Source organism: Tychonema sp. LEGE 06208 (genome assembly GCF_015207505.1).
Classification (GTDB): domain Bacteria; phylum Cyanobacteriota; class Cyanobacteriia; order Cyanobacteriales; family Microcoleaceae; genus Microcoleus.
This window is the reverse complement of sequence record NZ_JADEWT010000117.1, coordinates 1-20,814: the sequence shown is the minus strand read 5'-3', so window position 1 is coordinate 20,814 and position 20,814 is coordinate 1. Positions and strand designations below refer to the sequence as shown.

Genomic DNA, 20,814 nt, shown 5'->3' with positions numbered 1-20,814 from the left:
CCCCTAACCCCCCCTTGGTAAGGGGGGGGACTGGAGTTAATTTAGTTCCGAGATTAGTTGCTAGGTTTTCTACGGAGGTTCGCAGGTGAATTGTTTGGCCGTGTAGGGGATCGAAGTTGTGGTGGGCTGGGTCGATTATGTAGCGTTTGGGTTGGGTTTTGTCTAGCCAGTTTCGCAGTTCTTTGCTTGTGGGTAAGTCTCCGATTTGAATGGCGATTTCTGGTCTTAATTTTTCTGCTAGTTCGCGGTTTCGCAGGATTGTATCGTAGGTGGAAATTAGATGGGGGTTGAGTTGGGCGCGGTTTCTTAAGGGCGATAATCCTTCTGCTAAAACTGGCCAGTTTAATAGTTGGGAAATTCGGGCGATCGCACTACAATACTTTTCTGCATCTTGAGGCTGGGCTACTCCTGCAATAATTATCCCTTTCTCGGATTCCTGCCATTTTTTGAATATACCTCCTTTTTCTCCCCTTAACAACGACGGGCTGGGGGGGGTAGAGGTTTCTCCTGCAACAATTAATCCTATTCCGGCAAAGAATTCTTCGGGATTAAATTGTGTTTCTAAGGATTGTACCGCCGGATCTGGAACGGGTACCAGCGGATCGCGCAGGGGGATGTTGAGGTGGACGGGGCCGGGAGTTGGAAATTGCGATCGCTCGATCGCATACATTACTGTCTGTCGCAGATAGCCTAGCATTCCTAATTCTGCTGAAGGGATTGCTAATTCGGCTTGCCAGTTGGGATAATTGCCATAGATTTTCACTTGATCTATGGCTTGTCCGGCGTGACAGTCGCGGAGTTCGGGAGGTCTGTCTGCTGTGAAAATTAGCAGCGGAATTCGACTTTCTCTTGCTTCTATTATCGCAGGGAAAAAGTTGGCTGCAGCGGTTCCAGAGGTACAAATTAGTGCGGTTGGTACACCGGATTTTTTGGCTATTCCTAATGCAAAAAAACTTGCCGATCGCTCGTCGAGTATGGGGATAGTTTCTATTTGATTATTTTGGGCGAAGGCTATTGTTAGCGGTGCCGATCGCGAACCGGGACAAATTACGGCTGTTGTTAGTTTCAGTCGCTGCAAAGTCTCGGCTATTATGGAAGCCCAGAGGGTGTTTGTGTTCCGAAAGTCAAGCATTTTGTTGTTTTGGCGATCGATGGTATTTTTATGAGATATAGCCTTTCTCAAGCGCGGTGAGGTATGCCCTATGCCCACGGATGCCTATGCCCTATGCCCACGGAGGCCTATGCCGGATAGTATTTCATATGAGAGCTTGAAAGGCTATATTCCTAAACTAAAGCATTTAAAAGTGCCTGCAATTTTAGCTGAATTTCTGCTAGTTCTTTTTCGGGTTCCGAACCTGCTACAATACCAGCGCCAGCATAGAGTATAGCGCGAGATCCGTCGATTAATGCCGATCGGATGCCCACGGCAAATTCACCGTTACCGCTGCGATCGATCCAGCCCAGGGCTGCTGCATACAAAGAGCGATCGTAGCTTTCGCAAGCACGAATTTGCTGTAGGGCAATATCCCTCGGCAGGCCTGCCACCGCTGGTGTTGGATGCAGTTGTGCTAAAATTTTTAACAAGTGAATATCTACGGGAATTCGAGCAGTGATTGGTGTCCACAAATGCTGAATATTTGACAGTTTCAGCAGTTTCGGCAGCGGGGAAAAGTCGGGTTTTATACCGAGAGTCAAAAAGCGATCGACTATAAAATCAATCACAACTTGATGTTCTCTAATATCCTTTTCGCTGTTCAGTAAACCTTTGCCTAAATCCGCATCTTCCACCTCTGTTTTTCCCCTTGGCGCAGAACCGGCTAAGGCATATGTTACTAACTGATTGTTGTAAATGCTGATTAACCGTTCGGGACTGGCACCGATAAATTGCTGACCTTTGCCGTTACTGGTGGAAAATACGTAGCAACCTGGATAGGAAAGGCGCAAGTTGTTTAAGGAATCTATTAAATTAAAAGGTGTTGGAGAAATGACATTTATGGCTTGAGACAACACAAGTTTACTGAAATATTTAGAATCGATCGATTCTAAGGCGGATTTTACAGATGTTTTGAATTGAGCCGCATCATTGACAGGGATTTGTTTTAAAGATATTGGAATGTTGCTATTGCTAGTTTTTTTAATATATTTTAGAGAGGCAATTTTGTTAATTTCTAACCAAATATTTTCGGCAATATCTTTAATATTTATATCTCGGCTGATGATGGTATTCGCGACCAGCGTACAGCTATCTTTTAGGCGAGTAATTTGCCATTTTGGTAAAAATATGGTGGCCGGTGGAAAGTAAGAATTGGTGGCGAAATTTTCATCGAAAAAAGCAAAGCTACAAAAAAAGTGAGGCCCGCTGAAGGGCAAGCGTTCTGTACCGATGGTAATTGTTCGAGCAAGACAAGATTGAATAAAATTTTGAGTGAGGGCAAATCGATCGCTTCCCGCTGCTGTGAAATGGATGGTGGAATCTAGGGCGGCGATGGCAAAACTATTGTCTCCAAGAGGGTCTCTTTTTTCAAAATAAAAATTTCTGCCGTCGGGTGCGGCAATTTCTTGCAGTACCGCTAGCGGATCGACGGGGGAAATCTCCTGAGAAATACTAACTATTTTTGTTCGATCTTTTTCTGTTAAAGACTGCTGACAATCTAACAGAAACTTATGCAGTTGATTGCGGTCTTGCAAAATATTAGGGCGGTGCGGTATTACTGTCATGAAATCGAGAATAGCAGATTTGTCAGAAAGAGTGCGGTTTTGTCCCGCTATAACCCAATGCGCGATTGATAAGTCGGCGGTTGAAACCGCTTCTTGTCAAATCAAACGAAGTCCGCCTCCGCGAACTGAAGAAGATAGCGTAATTTTAACCGCCCACTCTTCAACCCCTCTGAGCTCGGGTTTTGTTTGTATAGACGCGGTTTCTAGCGCCCAGTCTTCTGAGCCCAAGCGTAGGGCGCTAGAAACCCTATTTCGATCTAACCACGGTCTGGGTCGATCGCAAAACATGACCTTTCGAGTTTCCGACAGTTTGGACAGGCTGCGGGCAAAAAACAGACGATCCTCTTCTAGGTCTGCGCCAACGGGCGATCGACCGAAACATTTAGACATAAAACTTAAGATTGAGCCGCTAAGTCTGGGCTTCGCCTGCGATCGACCCCGCAGAGGTTGACTGGCGGGCATTTTCGGGCGCGCCAGAACCCGCAAAGGCGATCGACGGATGCCGGAGGCGCACTCAAGCGGATGGGGAGCAGACATTCTTCACCAATAAAATTGTAAAATTACCAAGCTGCTATCAATTGCATCAAGTTTGTGTAATGACAACAAAGATCATTGAACGTCCAAATAGTAAATTGTGGCTGGCCGCAATCAAGCCGCCTATGTACAGTGTTGCGGTGATTCCTATTTCAGTAGGAACTGCAATAGCTTTTGCCGAAACTAAAACGATTAATTCGTCAATCTTTTCGACATTTTTAATGTCAGCCATTTTAATTATAGCATGGCTGAATCTCAGTAATGATGTATTTGACTCGGAAACAGGAATCGATAAAAATAAAGCGCATTCCGTAGTTAACTTAACCGGAAATAAAGCTTTAGTTTTCTGGATTGCCAATTTATTTTTAGCCGTCGGAGTGTCGGGAATCTGCGCCCTAAGCTGGTGGCAAAAAGACCCAACAGTAATTTTGCTAATTGTTTTGTCTTGCGCCCTCGGCTATACCTATCAAGGGCCTCCGTTTCGTTTGGGCTATCAGGGTTTAGGCGAAATAATTTGCTTTTTTACCTTCGGGCCGCTAGCTTTAGCTGCTGCTTATTACAGTCAAACTCAAACTTGGTCTGCGACTAATTTTGCTGCTTCGACAATCGTGGGAATCACTACGAGTATCATCTTATTTTGTTCGCATTTTCATCAAGTTGATGACGATTTGGCGGCGGGGAAAAAATCACCGATTGTCCGGTTGGGTACGAAAAAAGGTGCGCTGTTGTTGCAGTGGTCGTGCGGCAGCATTTATGCTTTGACTGTGCTGTTTGTGGCGTTGCGAATGTTTCCAATTTGGACGCTGTTGATTTTTGGGAGTTTGTTTTTTGCGATCGACCTTTCTCGCCATGTCTCAGAATATCACGACCAACCGGCAAAGGTCAGCAACTGTAAGTTTATCGCAGTCGCGCTGCATTTTTCGAGCGGATTGCTGCTGGCGCTGGGGTTTGTCTTGTAGTTCGGGCGATCGAGAATTCCGGTAAAATGGAGGTATGGTTTGCTAAGTTGAGGGAGTTGGCGGAGTTAATCTTTTGTGGCGACTTCTCAAAATCTTCTTTAGTTTAGCAATCCTTACCTCACATTACATCGTAAAAAAAGAGAATTAAACCATGAGTACGCCAGTAGAAATTAGCCAAATTCTGAGCCTCGAAGAAATTATGCACTTATATCCTAGCGAGTGGGTGCTAATTGCTTACACTGAACTGGATGAGGATTTGAATGTAATTCGAGGTGAAGTTTTAGCACACTCACCGGAGCGCGATTTGCTTTACAATAATGCTTTGTCAAGGAAGGGAAAATCGGTAGCAATAGAATACACCGGCCCGATCCCTGAAGACTTAGCAGCTATGTTGTAACAAAAATGCCAGATTATCAAAAAGCTTATCGCTTGTTGCGTCACGGACGAAATTTGCTCGCGGTGCAAGCAACCATTAGTGGAAATAATGGTGACGCTACTGAGTATCGCGTGCGTTTATTGGTGAATACGGGAGCCAGCTACACAATATTGCCAGTTAAAACATTAGAGGATTTGGGTTATGATACGCGCAATCCTTTACGCAGGCAAGAAATCTTTACAGGTCAAGGAAGAATCTATGTTCCTGTAATTAATGTATCTTGGTTTAATTGCGTGGGTCAAGTAATAGAAAATTTTGACGTATTTGCCCACGATATACCGCCAAATCTTCGTTTAGATGGTCTTCTTGGTATGGACTTTCTCACTCGTTTTCAGGCAGTCATCTCTGTTGGTAATGCAGAAATTAGATGTCTATAAATACGGCAATTATAGTAAATATCGTATATGGATAAATTTAAAAATTATCAATTTCACTATTCCTTAACTGGCTACCAAAATCAGCAGACAATTCTATTTTTGCACGGATTCACGGGCAACAGTCAAGATTTTAGCAGCGTCATTTCCTTACTATCTCACCAATATTGCTGTCTGGCCGTTGACCTTCCAGGCCACGGAAAAACTAGAGTCAACGGCGACGAAAGTTGCTACAATATGTCAAATACAGCCCAAGCTTTGATAGACTTATTAGATGATTTACAAATAGACAAATGTTTGTTGTTGGGCTATTCAATGGGCGGGCGATTGGCGCTGTACATGACATTACATTTTCCTGAAAGATTCGAGAAAGTCGTGTTAGAGTCAGCTTCTCCGGGATTGAAAAGTGAAAAAGAGCGATCGCACAGACTGCAATCCGATTTACAAATAGCACAAAAACTGGAAAATAGCAACATTAAAGATTTTATATTAAACTGGTACGATCGCCCTTTATTCAAATCCTTAAAAAAATCTCCCAAATTCGACCAACTCATCGAAAGCCGCTTAGCAAACAATCCCTTAGAATTAGCCAAATCTCTCCGCAACCTGGGAACCGGGAACCAACCATCTCTTTGGGAAAAACTAACACAACATCAAATCCCCATCCTCTTGCTAGCGGGAGAAGATGATGAAAAATTTACAACTATCAATGCAGAAATTGCCAGCTTGTGTCCGGCCGCGAGTCTGGAAATTGTACCAAAAGCTGGCCACAATATCCATTTTGAAAATCTCGATCGGTTTGGCACAGTTGTGAGACAATTTTATGATTAACTACAAGATAAATGCTATATAAATTCGAGTTTCGCACCTATCAGCGAAAATTTAAGCGCCCGCTGCAAACAAGTCACGGCATTTGGGATATTCGCGAAGGAATTATCCTGCGAGTTGTGGGTGAAAATGGTCGAATTGGTTGGGGAGAAATTGCCCCTTTAAGTTGGTTTGGTTCCGAAACTTTTGAGCAAGCTTTAGATTTTTGTCACCAGTTACCTGCTAATATTTCATCAGAGAGGATTTTGGCGATTTCTGCTGAATTACCAGCTTGTCAATTTGGCTTTGAGTCAGCACTATCAAACTCTAGAGCCCCCCTAACCCCCCTTAATAAGGGGGGGACAAGAAATATTCTCAAAGTCCCCAGGATAGAGGCTGGGAATGAGGAAGAAAAAAATCGGTTCAGCGGTTTATTGCCTGCTGGTGAAACAGCTTTGCAGGTTGTACCAATGCTTTGGTTGGAGGGATATCGCAGGTTTAAATGGAAAATTGGTGTTGCTGCAATTGAACAAGAATTAAAGATTTTTCAGCAGCTAATTGCATCAATGCACGATTTGGGCGATCGCAAATCGGCACTTTTGCGCTTAGATGCTAATGGGGGACTCACCTACTCCCAGGCCCAAAAATGGCTGGAAGCTTGCGACAAAGTAAAAGCAACTCCCGACTTGGCGGCAGATATTGAATTTTTGGAACAGCCGCTGCCGATCGCCCAGTTTCAGGAAATGGTAGAATTGAATGCTATTTATGCAACGGATCTCGCCCTAGACGAATCCGCAGCCAACCTCGATCGCATCCAAGAATGCTACAGCCAAGGTTGGCGGGGCATTTTCGTCATTAAACCTGCGATTTGCGGTTCTCCATCCCAACTGCGAAACTTTTGTCAAACTCACAATATAGACGCAGTTTTCTCATCAGTATTTGAAACCCAAATCGGCAGACAAGCAGCCTTAAATTTAGCAACAGAATTGTCTATAAATAATAGAGCCCTAGGCTTCGGTACCGATAGCTGGTTCGACGACAATCAAGACACCTGGTTAAAGCATCTATGGCAAAAAAAATCACAGTAAATAGTCTGAATCTACCCTTTGAATTGCCCGATAATTGGCTTGTCGGTTGTGACAGCGGCGAATTTGCCCGAATAGTCGATCGGCAATTTCAACAAATCACCAAAAATTCCGCCCCAAAAACACCCCCAAAAATTTGCATCGCAGAATCAGAACCCCTGCAATTTCTTGCCAGTTTCATCAGCGCCCGCGCCGCCAAATGCCCAATTTTTCTCTGCAATCCCAACTGGGTAAAACAAGAATGGGAACAAGTCTTTGATTTAGTCCAACCCGACTTAATTTTAGGACAATACCCGCTTCCCAAAAATCCCCATATCCCAGTCCGCGAAGGCGGACTTCGTTTGTATAGCCGCGAATTCCATTCACCCGAATTCCATTCACCCGAATTCCATTCGCCGGGATTCAATTCGCCGACTAAACACGGTTTTGATAACATCATGATTCCCACCGGCGGTTCATCGGGAAAAATCCGTTTTGCCATCCACACTTGGGAAACACTAACCGCATCAGTCGAAGGTTTTCAACAATATTTTCAAGTTGACAAAATCAACTCTTTCTGCGTTTTGCCATTATACCACGTCAGCGGTTTCATGCAGTTTGTGCGATCGTTTACGACGGTTGGCAAACTGGTCATCCAGCCGTTCAAAGCCCTAGAATCCGGCGAAAAAGCCGATATTGAACCCGAAGAATTTTTCATTTCCTTAGTTCCAACTCAACTGCAACGGCTGCTGCAAAGCCCAGATACAGCTAATTGGTTGTCTCGGTTTCGTGCCGTACTTTTGGGCGGTGCTCCCGCTTGGCCGGAACTTTTAGCAACAGCTAGAAACCATCAAATCAAACTAGCACCCTGTTACGGCATGACAGAAACCGCTTCACAAATTGCTACACTCAAACCCGAAGATTTTCTCGCGGGCAATAACAGTTCCGGTCAAGTTTTACCCCACGCCAAAATAACAATTCGCAGTCCCCAGGGTGAGATTTTGTGCTACAATCAAATTGGCAAGATTGCGGTAAACGCTAAATCTTTGGCGTTGGGTTATTATCCTGAAAAATTTGGCGACCGCGAATATTTTCAATTAGACGATTTGGGATTTATCGATCGCAATAACTGTTTAAATATTGTCGGACGCAGCAGCGACAAAATTATCACCGGCGGAGAAAACGTATTTCCGGCCCAAGTCGAAGCCGCAATTAAGAATACTAATTTAGTTGCCGATGTTGCTGTAATTGGCTTGCCAGACAAAGATTGGGGTCAAGTCGTGACAGCGATTTATGTTCCCGCTAATTCCGAAGTTACTGTCAAAAATCTGCAAGCGGCAATAGAAGATAAGTTGAGCAAGTTTAAGCGACCGAAATATTGGGTAATCGTCGCACAATTGCCGCGCAATTCTCAAGGCAAAATCAATCGAGAACAATTGCAAGAAATTGGGCTCAAATATCAATAATTATTAGGCGCAATCAATGCAGAAGGCAGAATTTTTCATGCTTATTTCTGACTCCAGACAACAGTGAACAGTCAACAGACAACAGTCAACAGACAACAGACAACTGACTAATTACGACAAATCTAACAGCCTTCTCTTCCTCTCAGCTTCCTGCCTTTGAACATCCACAAACTTCAACATTCGGTAAAGTACCTCTATTTGTGGCAACTTAACACCTGCTTGTTGGGCCACCCGCATCGGATTGCCAAAAATCGCCTCTACTTCCAGCGGCCGCGATTCATCGTAATCGATTTTCATGCTGGTGCGGTAAGGCTTCATTTTGTGAGTGTGTTCGAGCATATCTGCGATAAAACTATCGGGAATAATCCGATCGCAACTTTTAGCCGCCGCTATCACTTCCGCCATAATTTCCTCAACCAAAATTAAAGTATCGGGATTAGCCATCAGTTCGTCAGTTCTCGCATTTAAAATCACAGAAAGCCCGTTATAAGGAATATTCCAAACCAGCTTTTTCCACCTCGATAATAGTAAATCTTCGCTCATTTCTATGGGAATCTCAGCCCGTTGAAAATCCTCAGCAATTTGGTGCAATCTGTCAGTAATACCGATAGCCTTGTAGTCTTGGGCATATTCGCCCAAGGTAATAGTACCGTAATCGAGGTGGGAGACATGACCGGGCCCAATTTTATAAGAACAGAGAAAACACAGCCCACCAATTACTCTTTCTGCACCGACAATTTTAGCAATTTTTGGTTCCGCATTTAGTCCGTTTTGTAATACTAAAACAACGCCGTTATCCTTTAATAAAAGAGGCAATATTTTAGACAACAAGTGATTTTGAGTTGTTTTCAGCGCTACAATTACTACGTCGCACTGAGGCATTGTGCGCGCGTCGTGGTAGGCGCGGACTTGCGGGAGGGTGAAGTCGCCTTCGGGAGACTCGATTATCAAACCCTGTTTTTTGACGGTTTGGTAATCGCTACGCAGCAAAAAATTCACTTCTAAACCTGCTTTTTCCAGTTTAGCACCGTAGAATCCGCCTACAGCTCCCGTACCGATGATGGCATAATTGCGATTTGTCATAAGAAGAAGTCATTAGTCATTGGTCATTAGTCATTAGTCATTAGTCATTTTAGCCGCTCGCGAAGCCGAAGGCTAGTCATCAGTCATCAGGAAGAATGCTTAGAATTTCTCGTTTTTGATTGGTCTGTATTTTATGTTTAAGTAAGTGGAACTACTTAATATAAACAAGTTAGAAGAACTTTTAAACTAAACAGAAATTTAACTGTCATTTCCTGCTATTATATAAAATATTGAATTCAACTAAAATCTTAACTCTCAAATTGCCTCAACCACTGGATTAAGTCTTCAGATAGCTGTTTTCTAGTTCGCGTCACTGCATCAATGCAGACGTGCTTAGTAAGAGCTTTAGCCGCGCTTTTTCCTGCAACTTCCCCAGAAAATACTTGATAGACAATTTCAAATTCATCGCCAGCTATTTGTTTCGGCGTTAGTTGAATTATCAGCCGATCGCCCGCAAACATAGGACGATAAAAATCTACAGTAGCATGAATTACGGGCAAAGCTGCCTCCCGATTGCTAAAAAACGCTTTGAGATTGATTCCAGATGCTGCTAGAGATGCCTCGTAAGCTTCGTGGCACACCGCCAAAACGTTGGCAAAGTAAACGACTCCAGCAGCATCGGTATCTTGGAAGCGAACAGTGCGGTTGTAAGTGAAAGGCATTTCAAGCTGTTTTGAGTTGTGAGTTTCGATGAAAAAATCTTGTCTTTTTTGAACAAAACTTAACCAGGGCTGGTCGAAACCCGGTTTCTACGAAAAATACACGAAGAAACCGGGTTTTTCAAGTCAGGATGCGTCCCGGATTGTTTAAGTCAAAACTCCTAAGTTTTTGATCTTTTCCTTCTTTCTTAACCTTTGTTCTTAATCAACATCACGTCTATAATCTTGAGTGCAACATCTTCGGAAAGCCCCAATGCACTGTAAAGGTCGTTCAAAAGTTGTTCTTCTTCTTCTGAAACTTCGCCATCTGCTAAAGCGATGTCAGTTGTTACAGCAAAAACTGTTTCTTTAAGTTCGTCGGGAAGTGTTGCCAAAGCCGCATTAAACAGTACCTCGACTCCTTGTCGTTGCAGGATCATGAGCAGCCGTTCGAGCATTTTTCTCATCACGTCATCGGGATAGCTGCGGAACAGTTGCATCCGAGATAGCGTCATGCTAATCGCTTTACTTTCGCTGTCATTGATGTAACCGTCGGCTGCTACAGCAATTAGGGCGATCGCCGCAAATGCTTCGGCAGGCCCTAACGTTACGTCCGTTTGTTGGCGAGTCTGCGATATTTTGTCAAATAAACCCATGAGATTTTCCTCATTATTTAGTGGTGGATTCATGGAGTCCCGACGGGTTCGGACTCTGGAGCTTTTTGCGGAAGTTTAGCCAATCATATCAAATTTTGTCAGTTATTTATTATCAAGAAAATTATGAAAAAATTAAGATTTTTCATTTCACCAGGCGGCGCTCGTCGGGCGGGTTGATTCAGAGCCTGAATTGCCTCGCATATCTCAGCAACAACCCGCCCTTCGAGTACAGACGATCTACTTGTCAAAAAGTGCTAAATCTGCTTTCAGGAAATCAACAAACTGCCGCGCACTCCTGCCCGATCGCCCGTTGCGACGAGTTGCCCATTCCTTAGCCCGGTGCTCCAAATCTTCAGCAGCGAGCTGAATTCCAGCAAGTTTGGCCAGATGTCGGACAATGCTTAAATAAGTGTTTTGATCCGCCGGTTCAAAAGTTAAAGTCAAGCCAAAGCGATCGCTAAATGAGAGTTTTTCCTGCACCGTATCCCAAGCGTGAATTTCATCTCCGTCGCGGGGGCGAGGCCTGTCATCAAAAAACTCTCGAATTAAATGTCTGCGGTTAGATGTGGCATAAACTACCACATTTTGAGAGCGCGCGGTGACATTTCCTTCTAAAACCACTTTCAAGGATTTAAAAGCATCATCATCTTCCTCAAAAGAAAGGTCATCGACAAAGATAATAAACTTTTGAGGAACTCCCCGCAACTTGTCAACAATTAGCGGCAAATCTTGCAAATCCGATTTAGATACTTCAATCAACCGCAAATTGCGAGATCCAAATTCATTTAGCAGCGACTTCACTAAAGAAGACTTACCAGAACCGCGACTCCCGTAGAGCAAGACGTGCAAAGCGGGATAACCCGCCAGCAAAAACTCCGTATTTTTCACCAGAGCATCGCGCTGCCAATCGCAGCAAACCAACTCTTTCAAATTTATGCGATCGGGATGCGAAATACCCGCCAACTGCCCGGAACGCCAGCTAAAAGCGCGATATTCGGCAAATAAACCAGTACCAAACTTTCGGTAATATTCTGCCAAAGATTCCGCAGCAGCAGACCATTTTTCCAGTTGTCCGTACAGGGGTTTATCGCCCGGTTCTGCTACAGTTTCGGAATGCCAAATCGGAGGCACTACGTCAAGTTGACCCGCTACCCGCACCCACTTGCTCAACTGTTCGCTGCTGCATTCGTAAATATTTTGCAGCACTTGTAAATCGTGTCGGGCGGCTTCTACCAAAGCGGGCGGCAAACTCGCAAAATCTGTTTGTTGAGCCTTGCGAGAAAAGGGATTTTCGTCTTTGAGAATTTCCCAAATCAGAGCATCTTTCCAACTCAGATTTTGAGCGGCCTGAACTTTGAACCAGTTGCCGTAAGCCACCTGACAGTCTAAACCGCTGACTTCGCTGTGGTGGAGAGCTTGCAGCAAGTCGAGAAAGGCTTGAGCTGTGGGGCTTGTGAGGACTGATTGATACAGCAGCAGGGATGCTGCTTGGCGTTGGAGGTAACGGATTTGGGCGATCGCACCAGAGGTTAGGGCTGACATAAGGGCAATTGTATAACAGTTAGATATCTTGACTGGGTTTAATAAATTTTCTAACAATTTGTGACCGCAATCGCAGCTATCGCTGTATAAACTTAGATGCACTTGTGAAATTTGGGGCATTAAAAATGAATTTAGGTACAACAGCGGCGATCGGCTACGGCGTTTTGACACTGATTGGCGGCATCATAGGTTACATCAAGGCCAAAAGCCAAGCCTCACTGATTTCGGGCCTGATTAGCGGTTCGCTGCTAATTTTTGCTGGCAGCGCCCAACTCATGGGACAAAGTTGGGGTTTAACATTAGCAGCAGCCATCTCTGCTGTTTTAGTAGTAGTCTTTATTTTACGGCTGGTCAAAACTCGCAAGTTCATGCCGGCTGGAATGCTGATTTTAGCTAGTTTGGCATCTTTGGGCGCGATCGTTTACGAAATCGGCGGTCAATATCAATAATCTGTTAATTGTTGATTGTTGACTGTTGACTGTTGACTGTTGACTGTTGACTGTTAACTGTTGTTAGTGGTTATTTGTTAATTATTAGTTGTTCGTTCTAATTACCAATAACCAATAACCAATAACTACTAACTACTAACCAATGACTAATGACTAATGACTAATGACTAATGACTAATGACTGCTTCAATATACTGCTCAATTTTCTTGAGTTGCTGCCGCTGGTATTCCATCCAATCTTTTTCCGCCACTCGCTCTTGGACTGTTTCTTGCTGGTACCGAGCCTGCTTTTCTAAAAAATTATTGTAGAACATTATCGTTTTTTCAACTGTGTGAATTGCCAGTTTCACGCGCTCCTCAAAAATTTCTAATATCAAATCATCTACGAGCGATCCAATTACCTTACAAGACTCTTCAAAATCGCTCAAACTGATTCCCAATTTACTTTTATGAACCAGAGTTTCTACAGGCTCTTTCAGCGTTTCTTTAAAATTTTTCGCATAAGACTCCGGTAAATATTTTAGAGGTTCTGTAAACTTCGACACAATCTCGCCACCTATTGATTGCAGTCGCTCTCTAAATCTCAATTGACTGTGGAGGTCGAAGCATTCTATACAAGATTCAATCTTTTCGATATCAATCGACTGTAATTCTTTAAAAATTAAATTAAGTTCATTTTCGACAATCAAAACCACTCGTTCCGCCTGGTAATTGACTTCACTCCGCAACTCTTTGTGCAAATTATCTTGTTCAAAAAAACCGATAGTATCTCTTTGAAACACTTGATAATTTTTGTCCCACAAAAACCACTGATTTTTTAACTTGGTAGTTTTGTCGCTCCACGCTTTGCGAGCTTTAACAACAGCATCATATTTGCCCTGTTTTCCTAAACTGCGAATTCTTACATCGCATCCGCTTAGTTCGCCAATTTGCTCCCATACCTCAACAGGAGATGCTTCAGCAATTCTGGGCTTGCTATTCCAGACATCTTCCGCCTGAGATATATCTTTGAAACATACTTCAAGTAACTTCTTGAGTCTGAGGGCAGACTGCTTCATTTCGTCAACGCAGTGTTCCACATCTAAGTTGAGGTGCGTAGCTGACTGTTTAATCTCCACGGATTTATATTCGTCTGCCAACAATCGATCGCTAAACTGGGTAATAGCCTGAAATACCTTGAGATATTCATTCATTTCCTTTTCTTCCTCATTTCCCTAAATAGCATACAATACAGAACATCTGCTTTTTTGAATACAAACTGAGTCACACCATTTTAGATTTTATATTTTAGTTTTTAGAATTGGAAATGGGGAATGACAGATGACCTAACGGTTTGGAACACGGGCTTCATCAGTTGTATTCTTTTTTTAAACTGGTGTCACAATATGGATTATCTGTTCACCCCTGAAACTCAGGATCGACTCAATACAGGCGGCCTGATACAGCCTGCTGCCAAAACAGGAAAATTGCTCCCCGCAGCTAGAGATCCGGTGACGGGGGAGTTTGTCGAGATTGCCAAAGTTTTTTATCCATCAACAACTGCAACTCTATCCGATCGCGGAGTTTTAGGATTGCTCGCACAGTTAGCCGGAGGCGGGCCCGTGCAGCCGCTGGTAGCTCCCGTGTACGTGACTGTGGCACCGTTGCAGCTTGCTCAAACTCATCAGGGATTTCAAAAAATATACAGAATGCTTAACTGTCTAAAAATTAATTTGGCGGTGATGCAAGCAACTGTTGCTGTGATTGGTATTGGGGCTGTCTCGAATACGGTTTTGTCAGCAGTAAACTTCGACCAAGTATTAAAAATTAGAGAAGAGGCCAAGCACCAAAAGTTAAAAATTAAAGACGGATTTATCGATCTCAGACACATCCTCAAGGAGCGGGGAGTTGAGGTGATCCAGCAGATTTTTCAGGTGGCTCACGACTCTAATTTTGCAATGCACCGTCAGAAACTGGTTAACGGTTATGATATTTTTTCTAAGGCTGTCAAACGCTGTCAGTCTGCTTTGACATTGCCCGATATTAAACTTCGGAATTCCGAAATTAGTGGCGGGCGGGATATGCTGTTTGAGGCTTTAAATATTTATGAGCGTCCTAGTTTGTTGGAGGGGCTGTCTTCTGCCGGACAGATCCGGCAAATGGAATGTGTTTGGGCGATCGAGCAGGCGATCGGGCTCACCTTTGAGTTGCAGCGGGCCTACGATAGGGCGAGCGATCGCCTCCTAGGACTGCAATCAAAAATTCGTCTAGACCTTCTAACTGTTGTTAAAGGATGTCAATCGGAATCAGAACTAAATTTTTTATTTCCCGAAGTTACTAGGATTTTGGGTCACGATTTAAGTGTAATAGAATTTTGGCAAAATGAGGTTGATTGGATGCAAACTTTGTCTCCCAAAGAGCAGCACCAGTTAGCTAGTTTAGATCGGCTCAGCGGTGATGATTTAAAAACCTACGTACACACTGCCTTCGCGGCATTAGCTGCGGAACCCGCAGTTTATGATAATTTAAAGCAAAAGTCTCACTTCCTATCCTTGCGCGACCAATTAGCCTTCGCTGTGAAGCCAGAAATCCGCCGGGGATACGAATTGTATGTCAGCCAGCGGGCGATCGCCACTGGCTATCAAGCTTTAGCTGGCTCGAACTTGCAAGAAATATCTGATTTAACTGTGGCGAACCTCTACTACTTTTTTAAAGTCCGAGAGGACTCAACTGAAAATTCTCCTAGTGAGGAGGAATTAGAAACACCTGCTTGGCACTTTCCCAAATCATTAGAAAATGAGCTTAATTACTGCAATTAAATGAGAGGCGATCCGTAGCAGCGCTAGCGCAATTATCTGTTTAACTGGTTCCCAGACTCCAGCCTGGGAACTGAGATATAGAGGCTGTGCTTCCCTTAAAAAAATAGAGGCGACAGCAAAACATGACTAATGACTAATGACTAATGACTAATGACTAATGACTAATGACTAATGACTAATGACTAATGACTAATGACGTTGTAGGGAAAGCTCGAAGGCGACAGCAAAACATGACTAATGACTAATGACTAATGACTAATGACTAATGACTAATGACTAATGACTAATGACGTTGTAGGGAAAGCTCGGAGGCGACAGCAAAACATGACTAATGACTAATGACTAATGACTAATGACTAATGACTAATGACTAATGACTAATGACTAATGACTAATGACTAATGACTGATGACTAATGACTAATGACTAATGACTAATGACTTCAAATTACCTGAGCCACAACTTAATAGTATTGTCTTTAGAACCGCTAGCAATAGTTTTGCCGTCGGGACTAAAAGCCACTACATAAACCTCATCGGTATGTCCGGTCAAAGTATTCAGCAATTCTCCGGTAGCAAAGTCCCAAATTTTAATAGTTTTATCCTTGCTCCCGCTGGCAATAAACTTTCCGTCCGGGCTAATAGCCACCGAGACAACATCGTCAGAATGTCCTTTAATCGACCGAATTAAATCTCCTGTTTCGATATCCCAAATTTTAATAGTTTCATCGTAGGAACCGCTCACAATGGTTTTGCCGTCCGGGCTGACAGCAACTGACCTCACTTGGTCGCCGTGTCCCTCAAGAGTTTTGATCAAGTTGCCCGTTGCTACATCAACAATTGTAATTTTTTTGTCCTTAGAACCGCTAACTAAACTTTTGCCATCGGGAGTGAAAGCAACAGAATAAACAAAATCTGTATGGTCTGGCAAATTATAGATCAAACTACCAGTTGCTGCATCCGAAATTTTCGTGGTTTTGTCTCCGCTGCCGCTAGCAATCAGCTTGTCGTCGGGGCTGAAAGCGACTGACCAAACAGAAGCTGTGTGGTCAAGAAGGCGCGTCCCTTGCCCTGTTTTCAAATCCCAGAGCATGACTCTCCAAAAACCTGTTCCTGTCGCAAGTTTTGTACCGCTTGAGTTGAAAGCAACCGACCAAATGGTGGATGAATCTCCGGCGAAAGTGCGGATCGATTTGCCTGTAGCTAAATCCCAAATTTGGACGGTTTTGTCTTTTGAACCGCTGGCTAACATTAAGCCGTCTGGACTGAAAGCAACTGCCCCGACGGCATCTGAATGCTGGGCAAAGTTTTTGACTTTGGCGTTTTTCCAGCGCAGGCCTGCTTGGCACTGTTGCTGTAACTTTTGGGCGGAATTATAGCTGCTGTTGGTGTTGGGAATTGTGGGGATTTGGTTGATACAGCCTTCATAATTGCTGGCTTGATAGAGAGATTCAATTTGATTGAGCTGTTGGGCTTCTTGTTGCAATCCTTGCTCGCCTTCTTGCCATTTGAGATATCCGTAAATTCCGCCGATCGCCGCTAAGAGTGCTGCAATGGTTACTCCGGCGAGATAAGGATTGAATTTGCGAGGTTCTTTGGGGACAATTACTGGGGGAGTGGGGATCCTCTCCGTTGGCGTAGCCCCCGTAGGGGCGGGCTGCGCTAACGACAAATCGGTTTTTCCGTTCAGATCCACCTCCGGGGATACCGCCAGAGTTGGCTGCAATTCTGTTTTCGGGTTGGGGTTGCGGTGTCCGTCCAACACTGTGGCGATCGCCTTGTACAATTTAGCGAATAAAGATTTAGGAACGACTAATTCTTCAATTCTCGCGGCATCTTCGTCAGTCAGCCCTAACACTTGCTGCAAGCGCTTTAACTCGTCGCGAGTTTCCAGAGAAAAGGGATATTCTTGCTGCATTGCTTCTTGCAGCGATTGTTCGTAGCGTTCGCCTTTTTGCCTGTATTTGCGGTAAGGGTTCAATACCTCATCTTCGATCGCCTCTGCTTCTTCTGGTAGCAATTCCAAACTGACGCGCAATTCTTCTAATATTCTCCGCCCGACAACTGTAATGTCACCCCGGCTGCTGCTGCGCCGATCGACTTCTTCGCGATATATTGTCAGCTTGGGAATCCGCGCGCGCGATCGATCGCCAATTTTCCTCAAATCGGCTAAAGCTTCCGCCGCCGACTGGTAGCGTTCCCGATAATCGTAGCGCACCATATTGTCCAAAACATCGGCCAGCGCTTGGGAACACGCCGCTAAATGCCGCCAAACAATTTCGCCTTTATTAGAATTTTTCAAATCCCGCAGTTTCGGCAAATCGTAAGCCGGCAAACCCGTCATTGCTTGGATACCAATCATTCCCAAGGCGTAGATATCGCTGTTGAGTTGCGGGTTGTATTGAAATTGCTCGATCGGCATATATTCCAGCGTCCCAATCCGCACAGTTACCGGCGCTTGTCTTTGAGCGATGTGAATTTCTTTCACCGACCCAAAGTCGATCAAAACTAACTTATTGTCAGAATAGCGGCGGATTAAATTAGCCGGTTTAATATCTCGGTGAATTACTCCCTGTCCGTGTACAAACACTAAAATTTCTAACAGTTCTTTCAACAAAAGAATGAGCTTTTCTTCTGCTAAAGGCTTCCCCGGTACAATCTCCGTTGATAGCGAGTGACCGGGAATAAAAGATTCAACTAAGAAAAATTCTTCATTTTCTTCAAAATAAGCGAATAGCTGAGGAATTTGATCGTGTTGACCGAGCTTTTCTAGAACTTCTGCTTCTTTTTGGAAAAGACGGCGCGTAGTATTAATTAATTTCGGTTCACTGGTACCCGGACGCAGGTGTTTGACAAAGCACTGCGGTTCACCGGGACGGCGAATATCTTTGGCTAGATAGGTTTGTCCAAATTCTCCTGTTTCTATGACTTCAATGATTTGATAGCGTCCATCTAAAAGTTGGCTCACCATGATTATAACGCAGCCTTTTTTTGGTTGATTTTCGCAAGAAACAGTTTCACAGTCGGTAGTTTTGAGTTGTAAGTAAGTCCGTCGATTTGAGATTTGAGATTTGAGATTTACTTCACAGATTCATCGGGAAACTCGAACAAAAGTCTAAAATTGTTGGCTTTCCAAACTCATAGCGTCGGGGGCTTCGGTTTTTTGACCCGTCAGTTATTTTACATTTAAATTGCAGATTTTTGGCGAGCCCGATGCCCACCCGACCAGCATTTAACTGTATTCCACCGCAACTGCTCGCCGAATGGTAAATTGCCTAATATAGCGGTTCGATCGCGTGGTGAGGTATGCCCGGTTTTGCCTATGCCCGGTTTTGCCTATGCCCTGTTTGGCCTATGCCCGATCCCCTATGCCCGATCCCCGATAGTACCTCATCTTTCTGAGAAAGGCTATACTTTATCTTTTTAACATCTGCAAAGCTTGATATCCTAAAAAGAAAAAACCCAACGCACCGAGTATCGCTATCGTGTCCGCCAACACATCGACTGTCAGAAATTCGCCCATTGCCATATCCTCTCTTGACTGATATTTATCCTCGGCTTTTAGGTCGCTGACCGGGTGAGGGGTAAGACCCCTTGCTGCGGGCGAAGCCAAAGATGCTCACAAATTATAGCAAAAGAGGTCGCTAAAATAACTTTCCGGGCGATCGACTAGCTTTTTGTTTTAATATTTTTTAATATTTAAGGAGACAAACTGTGCACCGAAATTTTGAGGTCAGTTCGCTTTGATATTGTTAACCCTGTTAATTTTTTCTCTGATTGTAAGTAGAGCTTACACTAAGAATTTGCACCGATCGGTGCAAAATGCGCCTCGCACTGACAGCAGTTCGGCTCAGCAGTTACAGCCCTCTACCGGGCTCTTCCCCAAAGTTTCGGTAATCGTACCAGCATACAACGAAGCGGAGAATATTCGGGATTGCGCGATCGCCATTTTGGAGAGTACAGCGCTGACGGAGGACAACCTAGAGGTTTTGATTGCAGACGATCGATCGACAGACGACACTAAGTCGATCGCCCAAACCCTACAACAGCAGCTCAATGACCCCCGCCTTAAAATATTAGCAGGTCAGCCGCGACCTACCAACCAATATTGGGCCGGCAAAAACTGGGCCTGCGCCCAAGCTTTCCAGGAAGCAACCGGAGACTTCCTATTATTTATCGATGCCGACGTGCGGCTCAAACCAGGGGCGATCGAAACCGCAATTGCCACAGCAGAAACAGAGAAAATAGACTTGTTTACCTGTATGCCAGCCCTGGTTTGCGAGTGTTTTGCCGAATGGTTGGTACAGCCGTTAATGTTCAATCATTTAGCAGTTTGCTTCGATTTTACCGCTGTTAACGATCCTGCAAAAACAGACAGTGCTTTTGCCGGCGGCCCATTTATGCTATTTAGGCGATCGGCCTACGAAAAAATCGGCGGACACGAAGCCGTTGCCGGCGAAATTGTCGAAGATGTGGAATTAGCCAGACGCATCAAACGTGCGAGTTTAAAGCTCGGACTTTATTCCGGGGCAAATTTGGCATCTGTGCGGATGTATCGGTCTTGGAGCGCCTTGTGGGAAGGCTGGACAAAGAATTTGTATCTCGGCGCTAACCGCAATTGGGGCATGATGGTTTACATGGCCGCCATAATGTTTTTTCTTTATCCGATGCCCTGGTTGGCATTAGGTATTTTGCTGGTTAACGGCGAAATTGCTAACCTAATTACCAACCACCAATTACCAATTACGAATTACCAATTACCAATTACCTTGTTAACTATTTGTTTATCGGCAATCGTAATTTGGTCTCATTACACTTTGCGCCGCTTGGGTGCCGAAATTTCCGAGTGTTCGACGAAATACTGGTGGTTGGGAGGTTTGGGAGGTACGTTAATTGCCGCAATTGCGATCGGTTCCGCCATCAAAACAGAAACCGGTTGGGGATGGACTTGGCGCGGGAGAGCTTTGCAAATCAACAATTAATCCCCGATTTTTGAGCTGACAAAAATTAGTAGGGTGCGTTAAATTCGAGATTTGCGATCGTGCCGGAAAACTCTCAGAATGATACCATTTTTCTAAAGATTTGCTATGTATGAAGTTCTAGCCCCCCCGAAGTCGCGGGGGGGTTGGGGGGGTAATATCTAGCGCTACTTTATAAAATTGGTCTGACGGGGTGACAACCCCGTTAAAACCCATAGCTAACAAAGGTTTGACCGATTTATGGTAAAAAAAGATGGGGTCAATATCGTTAAACAACCCCATCTATAGAAAATGTTACCTCCATTTTACCAA

Annotated in this window: 19 protein-coding genes; 9 read left to right on the top strand and 10 right to left on the bottom strand. The window is 44.2% G+C overall.

Annotation, left to right across the window (positions count from 1 at the left end):
• From menD to IQ263_RS23625, 3 genes are all read right to left on the bottom strand, one after another.
• On the bottom strand, positions 1 to 1,132 hold a 1,132-nt coding region (gene menD, locus IQ263_RS23635; RefSeq protein ID WP_194070578.1), incomplete at its 3' end, for a 2-succinyl-5-enolpyruvyl-6-hydroxy-3-cyclohexene-1-carboxylic-acid synthase.
• 152 nt (positions 1,133 to 1,284) lie between these two features.
• On the bottom strand, positions 1,285 to 2,718 hold the full coding sequence (locus IQ263_RS23630) for an isochorismate synthase (RefSeq protein WP_194070577.1): 1,434 nt from the start codon (positions 2,716 to 2,718) through the stop codon (positions 1,285 to 1,287).
• A gap of 96 nt (positions 2,719 to 2,814) precedes the next feature.
• Positions 2,815 to 3,255 carry a hypothetical protein gene (locus IQ263_RS23625; RefSeq protein ID WP_194070576.1) on the bottom strand — a complete coding sequence of 147 codons (441 nt, stop codon included), beginning with the start codon at positions 3,253 to 3,255 and terminating at the stop codon, positions 2,815 to 2,817.
• A gap of 59 nt (positions 3,256 to 3,314) precedes the next feature.
• Between IQ263_RS23625 and menA the strand changes: the two genes are divergently transcribed.
• The 6 genes from menA (at position 3,315) to IQ263_RS23595 (ending at position 8,358) form a co-directional block, all read left to right on the top strand.
• On the top strand, positions 3,315 to 4,211 hold the full coding sequence (menA, locus tag IQ263_RS23620; protein WP_194070575.1) for a 2-carboxy-1,4-naphthoquinone phytyltransferase: 897 nt from the start codon (positions 3,315 to 3,317) through the stop codon (positions 4,209 to 4,211).
• Positions 4,212 to 4,362: 151 nt separating this feature from the next.
• On the top strand, positions 4,363 to 4,608 hold the full coding sequence (locus IQ263_RS23615) for a hypothetical protein (protein WP_194070574.1): 246 nt from the start codon (positions 4,363 to 4,365) through the stop codon (positions 4,606 to 4,608).
• 5 nt (positions 4,609 to 4,613) lie between these two features.
• The gene (locus IQ263_RS23610) at positions 4,614 to 5,024 is read left to right on the top strand and encodes a retropepsin-like aspartic protease family protein (RefSeq protein WP_194070573.1); all 411 of its coding nucleotides are present in this window, start codon (positions 4,614 to 4,616) and stop codon (positions 5,022 to 5,024) included.
• A 27-nt stretch (positions 5,025 to 5,051) separates the two neighbouring features.
• Positions 5,052 to 5,852: a 2-succinyl-6-hydroxy-2,4-cyclohexadiene-1-carboxylate synthase gene (gene menH, locus IQ263_RS23605; protein WP_194070572.1), complete on the top strand. Its 801-nt coding sequence runs from the start codon at positions 5,052 to 5,054 to the stop codon at positions 5,850 to 5,852.
• Between the two features lie 11 nt (positions 5,853 to 5,863).
• Positions 5,864 to 6,916 (top strand): o-succinylbenzoate synthase, encoded by a 1,053-nt coding sequence (locus IQ263_RS23600; protein ID WP_194070571.1) that lies wholly within the window; start codon positions 5,864 to 5,866, stop codon positions 6,914 to 6,916.
• A complete protein-coding gene (locus IQ263_RS23595; RefSeq protein ID WP_194070570.1) occupies positions 6,895 to 8,358 on the top strand; it encodes a 2-succinylbenzoate--CoA ligase in 1,464 nt (487 codons plus the stop codon). Before IQ263_RS23600 ends, IQ263_RS23595 begins: the two co-directional genes overlap by 22 nt.
• A gap of 111 nt (positions 8,359 to 8,469) precedes the next feature.
• On the opposite strand, the gene IQ263_RS23590 is transcribed toward IQ263_RS23595, so the two are convergent.
• The 4 genes from IQ263_RS23590 to IQ263_RS23575 all read right to left on the bottom strand — a co-directional run bounded on the left by IQ263_RS23590 (position 8,470) and on the right by IQ263_RS23575 (position 12,277).
• Positions 8,470 to 9,441, bottom strand: coding sequence for a putative 2-dehydropantoate 2-reductase (locus tag IQ263_RS23590; RefSeq protein ID WP_194070569.1), 972 nt, complete (start codon positions 9,439 to 9,441; stop codon positions 8,470 to 8,472).
• A gap of 248 nt (positions 9,442 to 9,689) precedes the next feature.
• Positions 9,690 to 10,103: an acyl-CoA thioesterase gene (locus IQ263_RS23585; RefSeq protein ID WP_194070568.1), complete on the bottom strand. Its 414-nt coding sequence runs from the start codon at positions 10,101 to 10,103 to the stop codon at positions 9,690 to 9,692.
• Between the two features lie 185 nt (positions 10,104 to 10,288).
• Positions 10,289 to 10,735, bottom strand: a complete 447-nt coding sequence (locus IQ263_RS23580) for a tellurite resistance TerB family protein (protein WP_194070567.1) — start codon at positions 10,733 to 10,735, stop codon at positions 10,289 to 10,291.
• Between the two features lie 237 nt (positions 10,736 to 10,972).
• Positions 10,973 to 12,277 carry an ATP-binding protein gene (locus IQ263_RS23575; protein ID WP_194070566.1) on the bottom strand — a complete coding sequence of 435 codons (1,305 nt, stop codon included), beginning with the start codon at positions 12,275 to 12,277 and terminating at the stop codon, positions 10,973 to 10,975.
• A 125-nt stretch (positions 12,278 to 12,402) separates the two neighbouring features.
• Between IQ263_RS23575 and IQ263_RS23570 the strand changes: the two genes are divergently transcribed.
• Entirely contained in the window at positions 12,403 to 12,726 is a 324-nt protein-coding gene (locus IQ263_RS23570; RefSeq protein ID WP_194070565.1) for a TMEM14 family protein, read from the top strand.
• Between the two features lie 167 nt (positions 12,727 to 12,893).
• Here IQ263_RS23570 and IQ263_RS23565 read toward each other — a convergent pair whose 3' ends face one another.
• Positions 12,894 to 13,919: a hypothetical protein gene (locus IQ263_RS23565; protein WP_194070564.1), complete on the bottom strand. Its 1,026-nt coding sequence runs from the start codon at positions 13,917 to 13,919 to the stop codon at positions 12,894 to 12,896.
• Positions 13,920 to 14,039: 120 nt separating this feature from the next.
• Here IQ263_RS23565 and IQ263_RS23560 point away from each other — a divergent pair, with 120 nt between their 5' ends.
• Positions 14,040 to 15,524, top strand: coding sequence for a hypothetical protein (locus IQ263_RS23560; protein ID WP_228050301.1), 1,485 nt, complete (start codon positions 14,040 to 14,042; stop codon positions 15,522 to 15,524).
• A 447-nt stretch (positions 15,525 to 15,971) separates the two neighbouring features.
• Here the strand turns inward: IQ263_RS23560 and IQ263_RS23555 are convergent, their stop codons facing one another.
• The gene (locus IQ263_RS23555) at positions 15,972 to 18,494 is read right to left on the bottom strand and encodes a serine/threonine-protein kinase (protein ID WP_194070563.1); all 2,523 of its coding nucleotides are present in this window, start codon (positions 18,492 to 18,494) and stop codon (positions 15,972 to 15,974) included.
• Positions 18,495 to 18,938: 444 nt separating this feature from the next.
• The gene (locus IQ263_RS23550) at positions 18,939 to 19,136 is read right to left on the bottom strand and encodes a hypothetical protein (protein ID WP_194070562.1); all 198 of its coding nucleotides are present in this window, start codon (positions 19,134 to 19,136) and stop codon (positions 18,939 to 18,941) included.
• 130 nt (positions 19,137 to 19,266) lie between these two features.
• Between IQ263_RS23550 and IQ263_RS23545 the strand changes: the two genes are divergently transcribed.
• Positions 19,267 to 20,505: a glycosyltransferase family 2 protein gene (locus IQ263_RS23545; RefSeq protein ID WP_194070561.1), complete on the top strand. Its 1,239-nt coding sequence runs from the start codon at positions 19,267 to 19,269 to the stop codon at positions 20,503 to 20,505.
• The last annotated feature ends 309 nt before the right edge of the window (positions 20,506 to 20,814 follow it).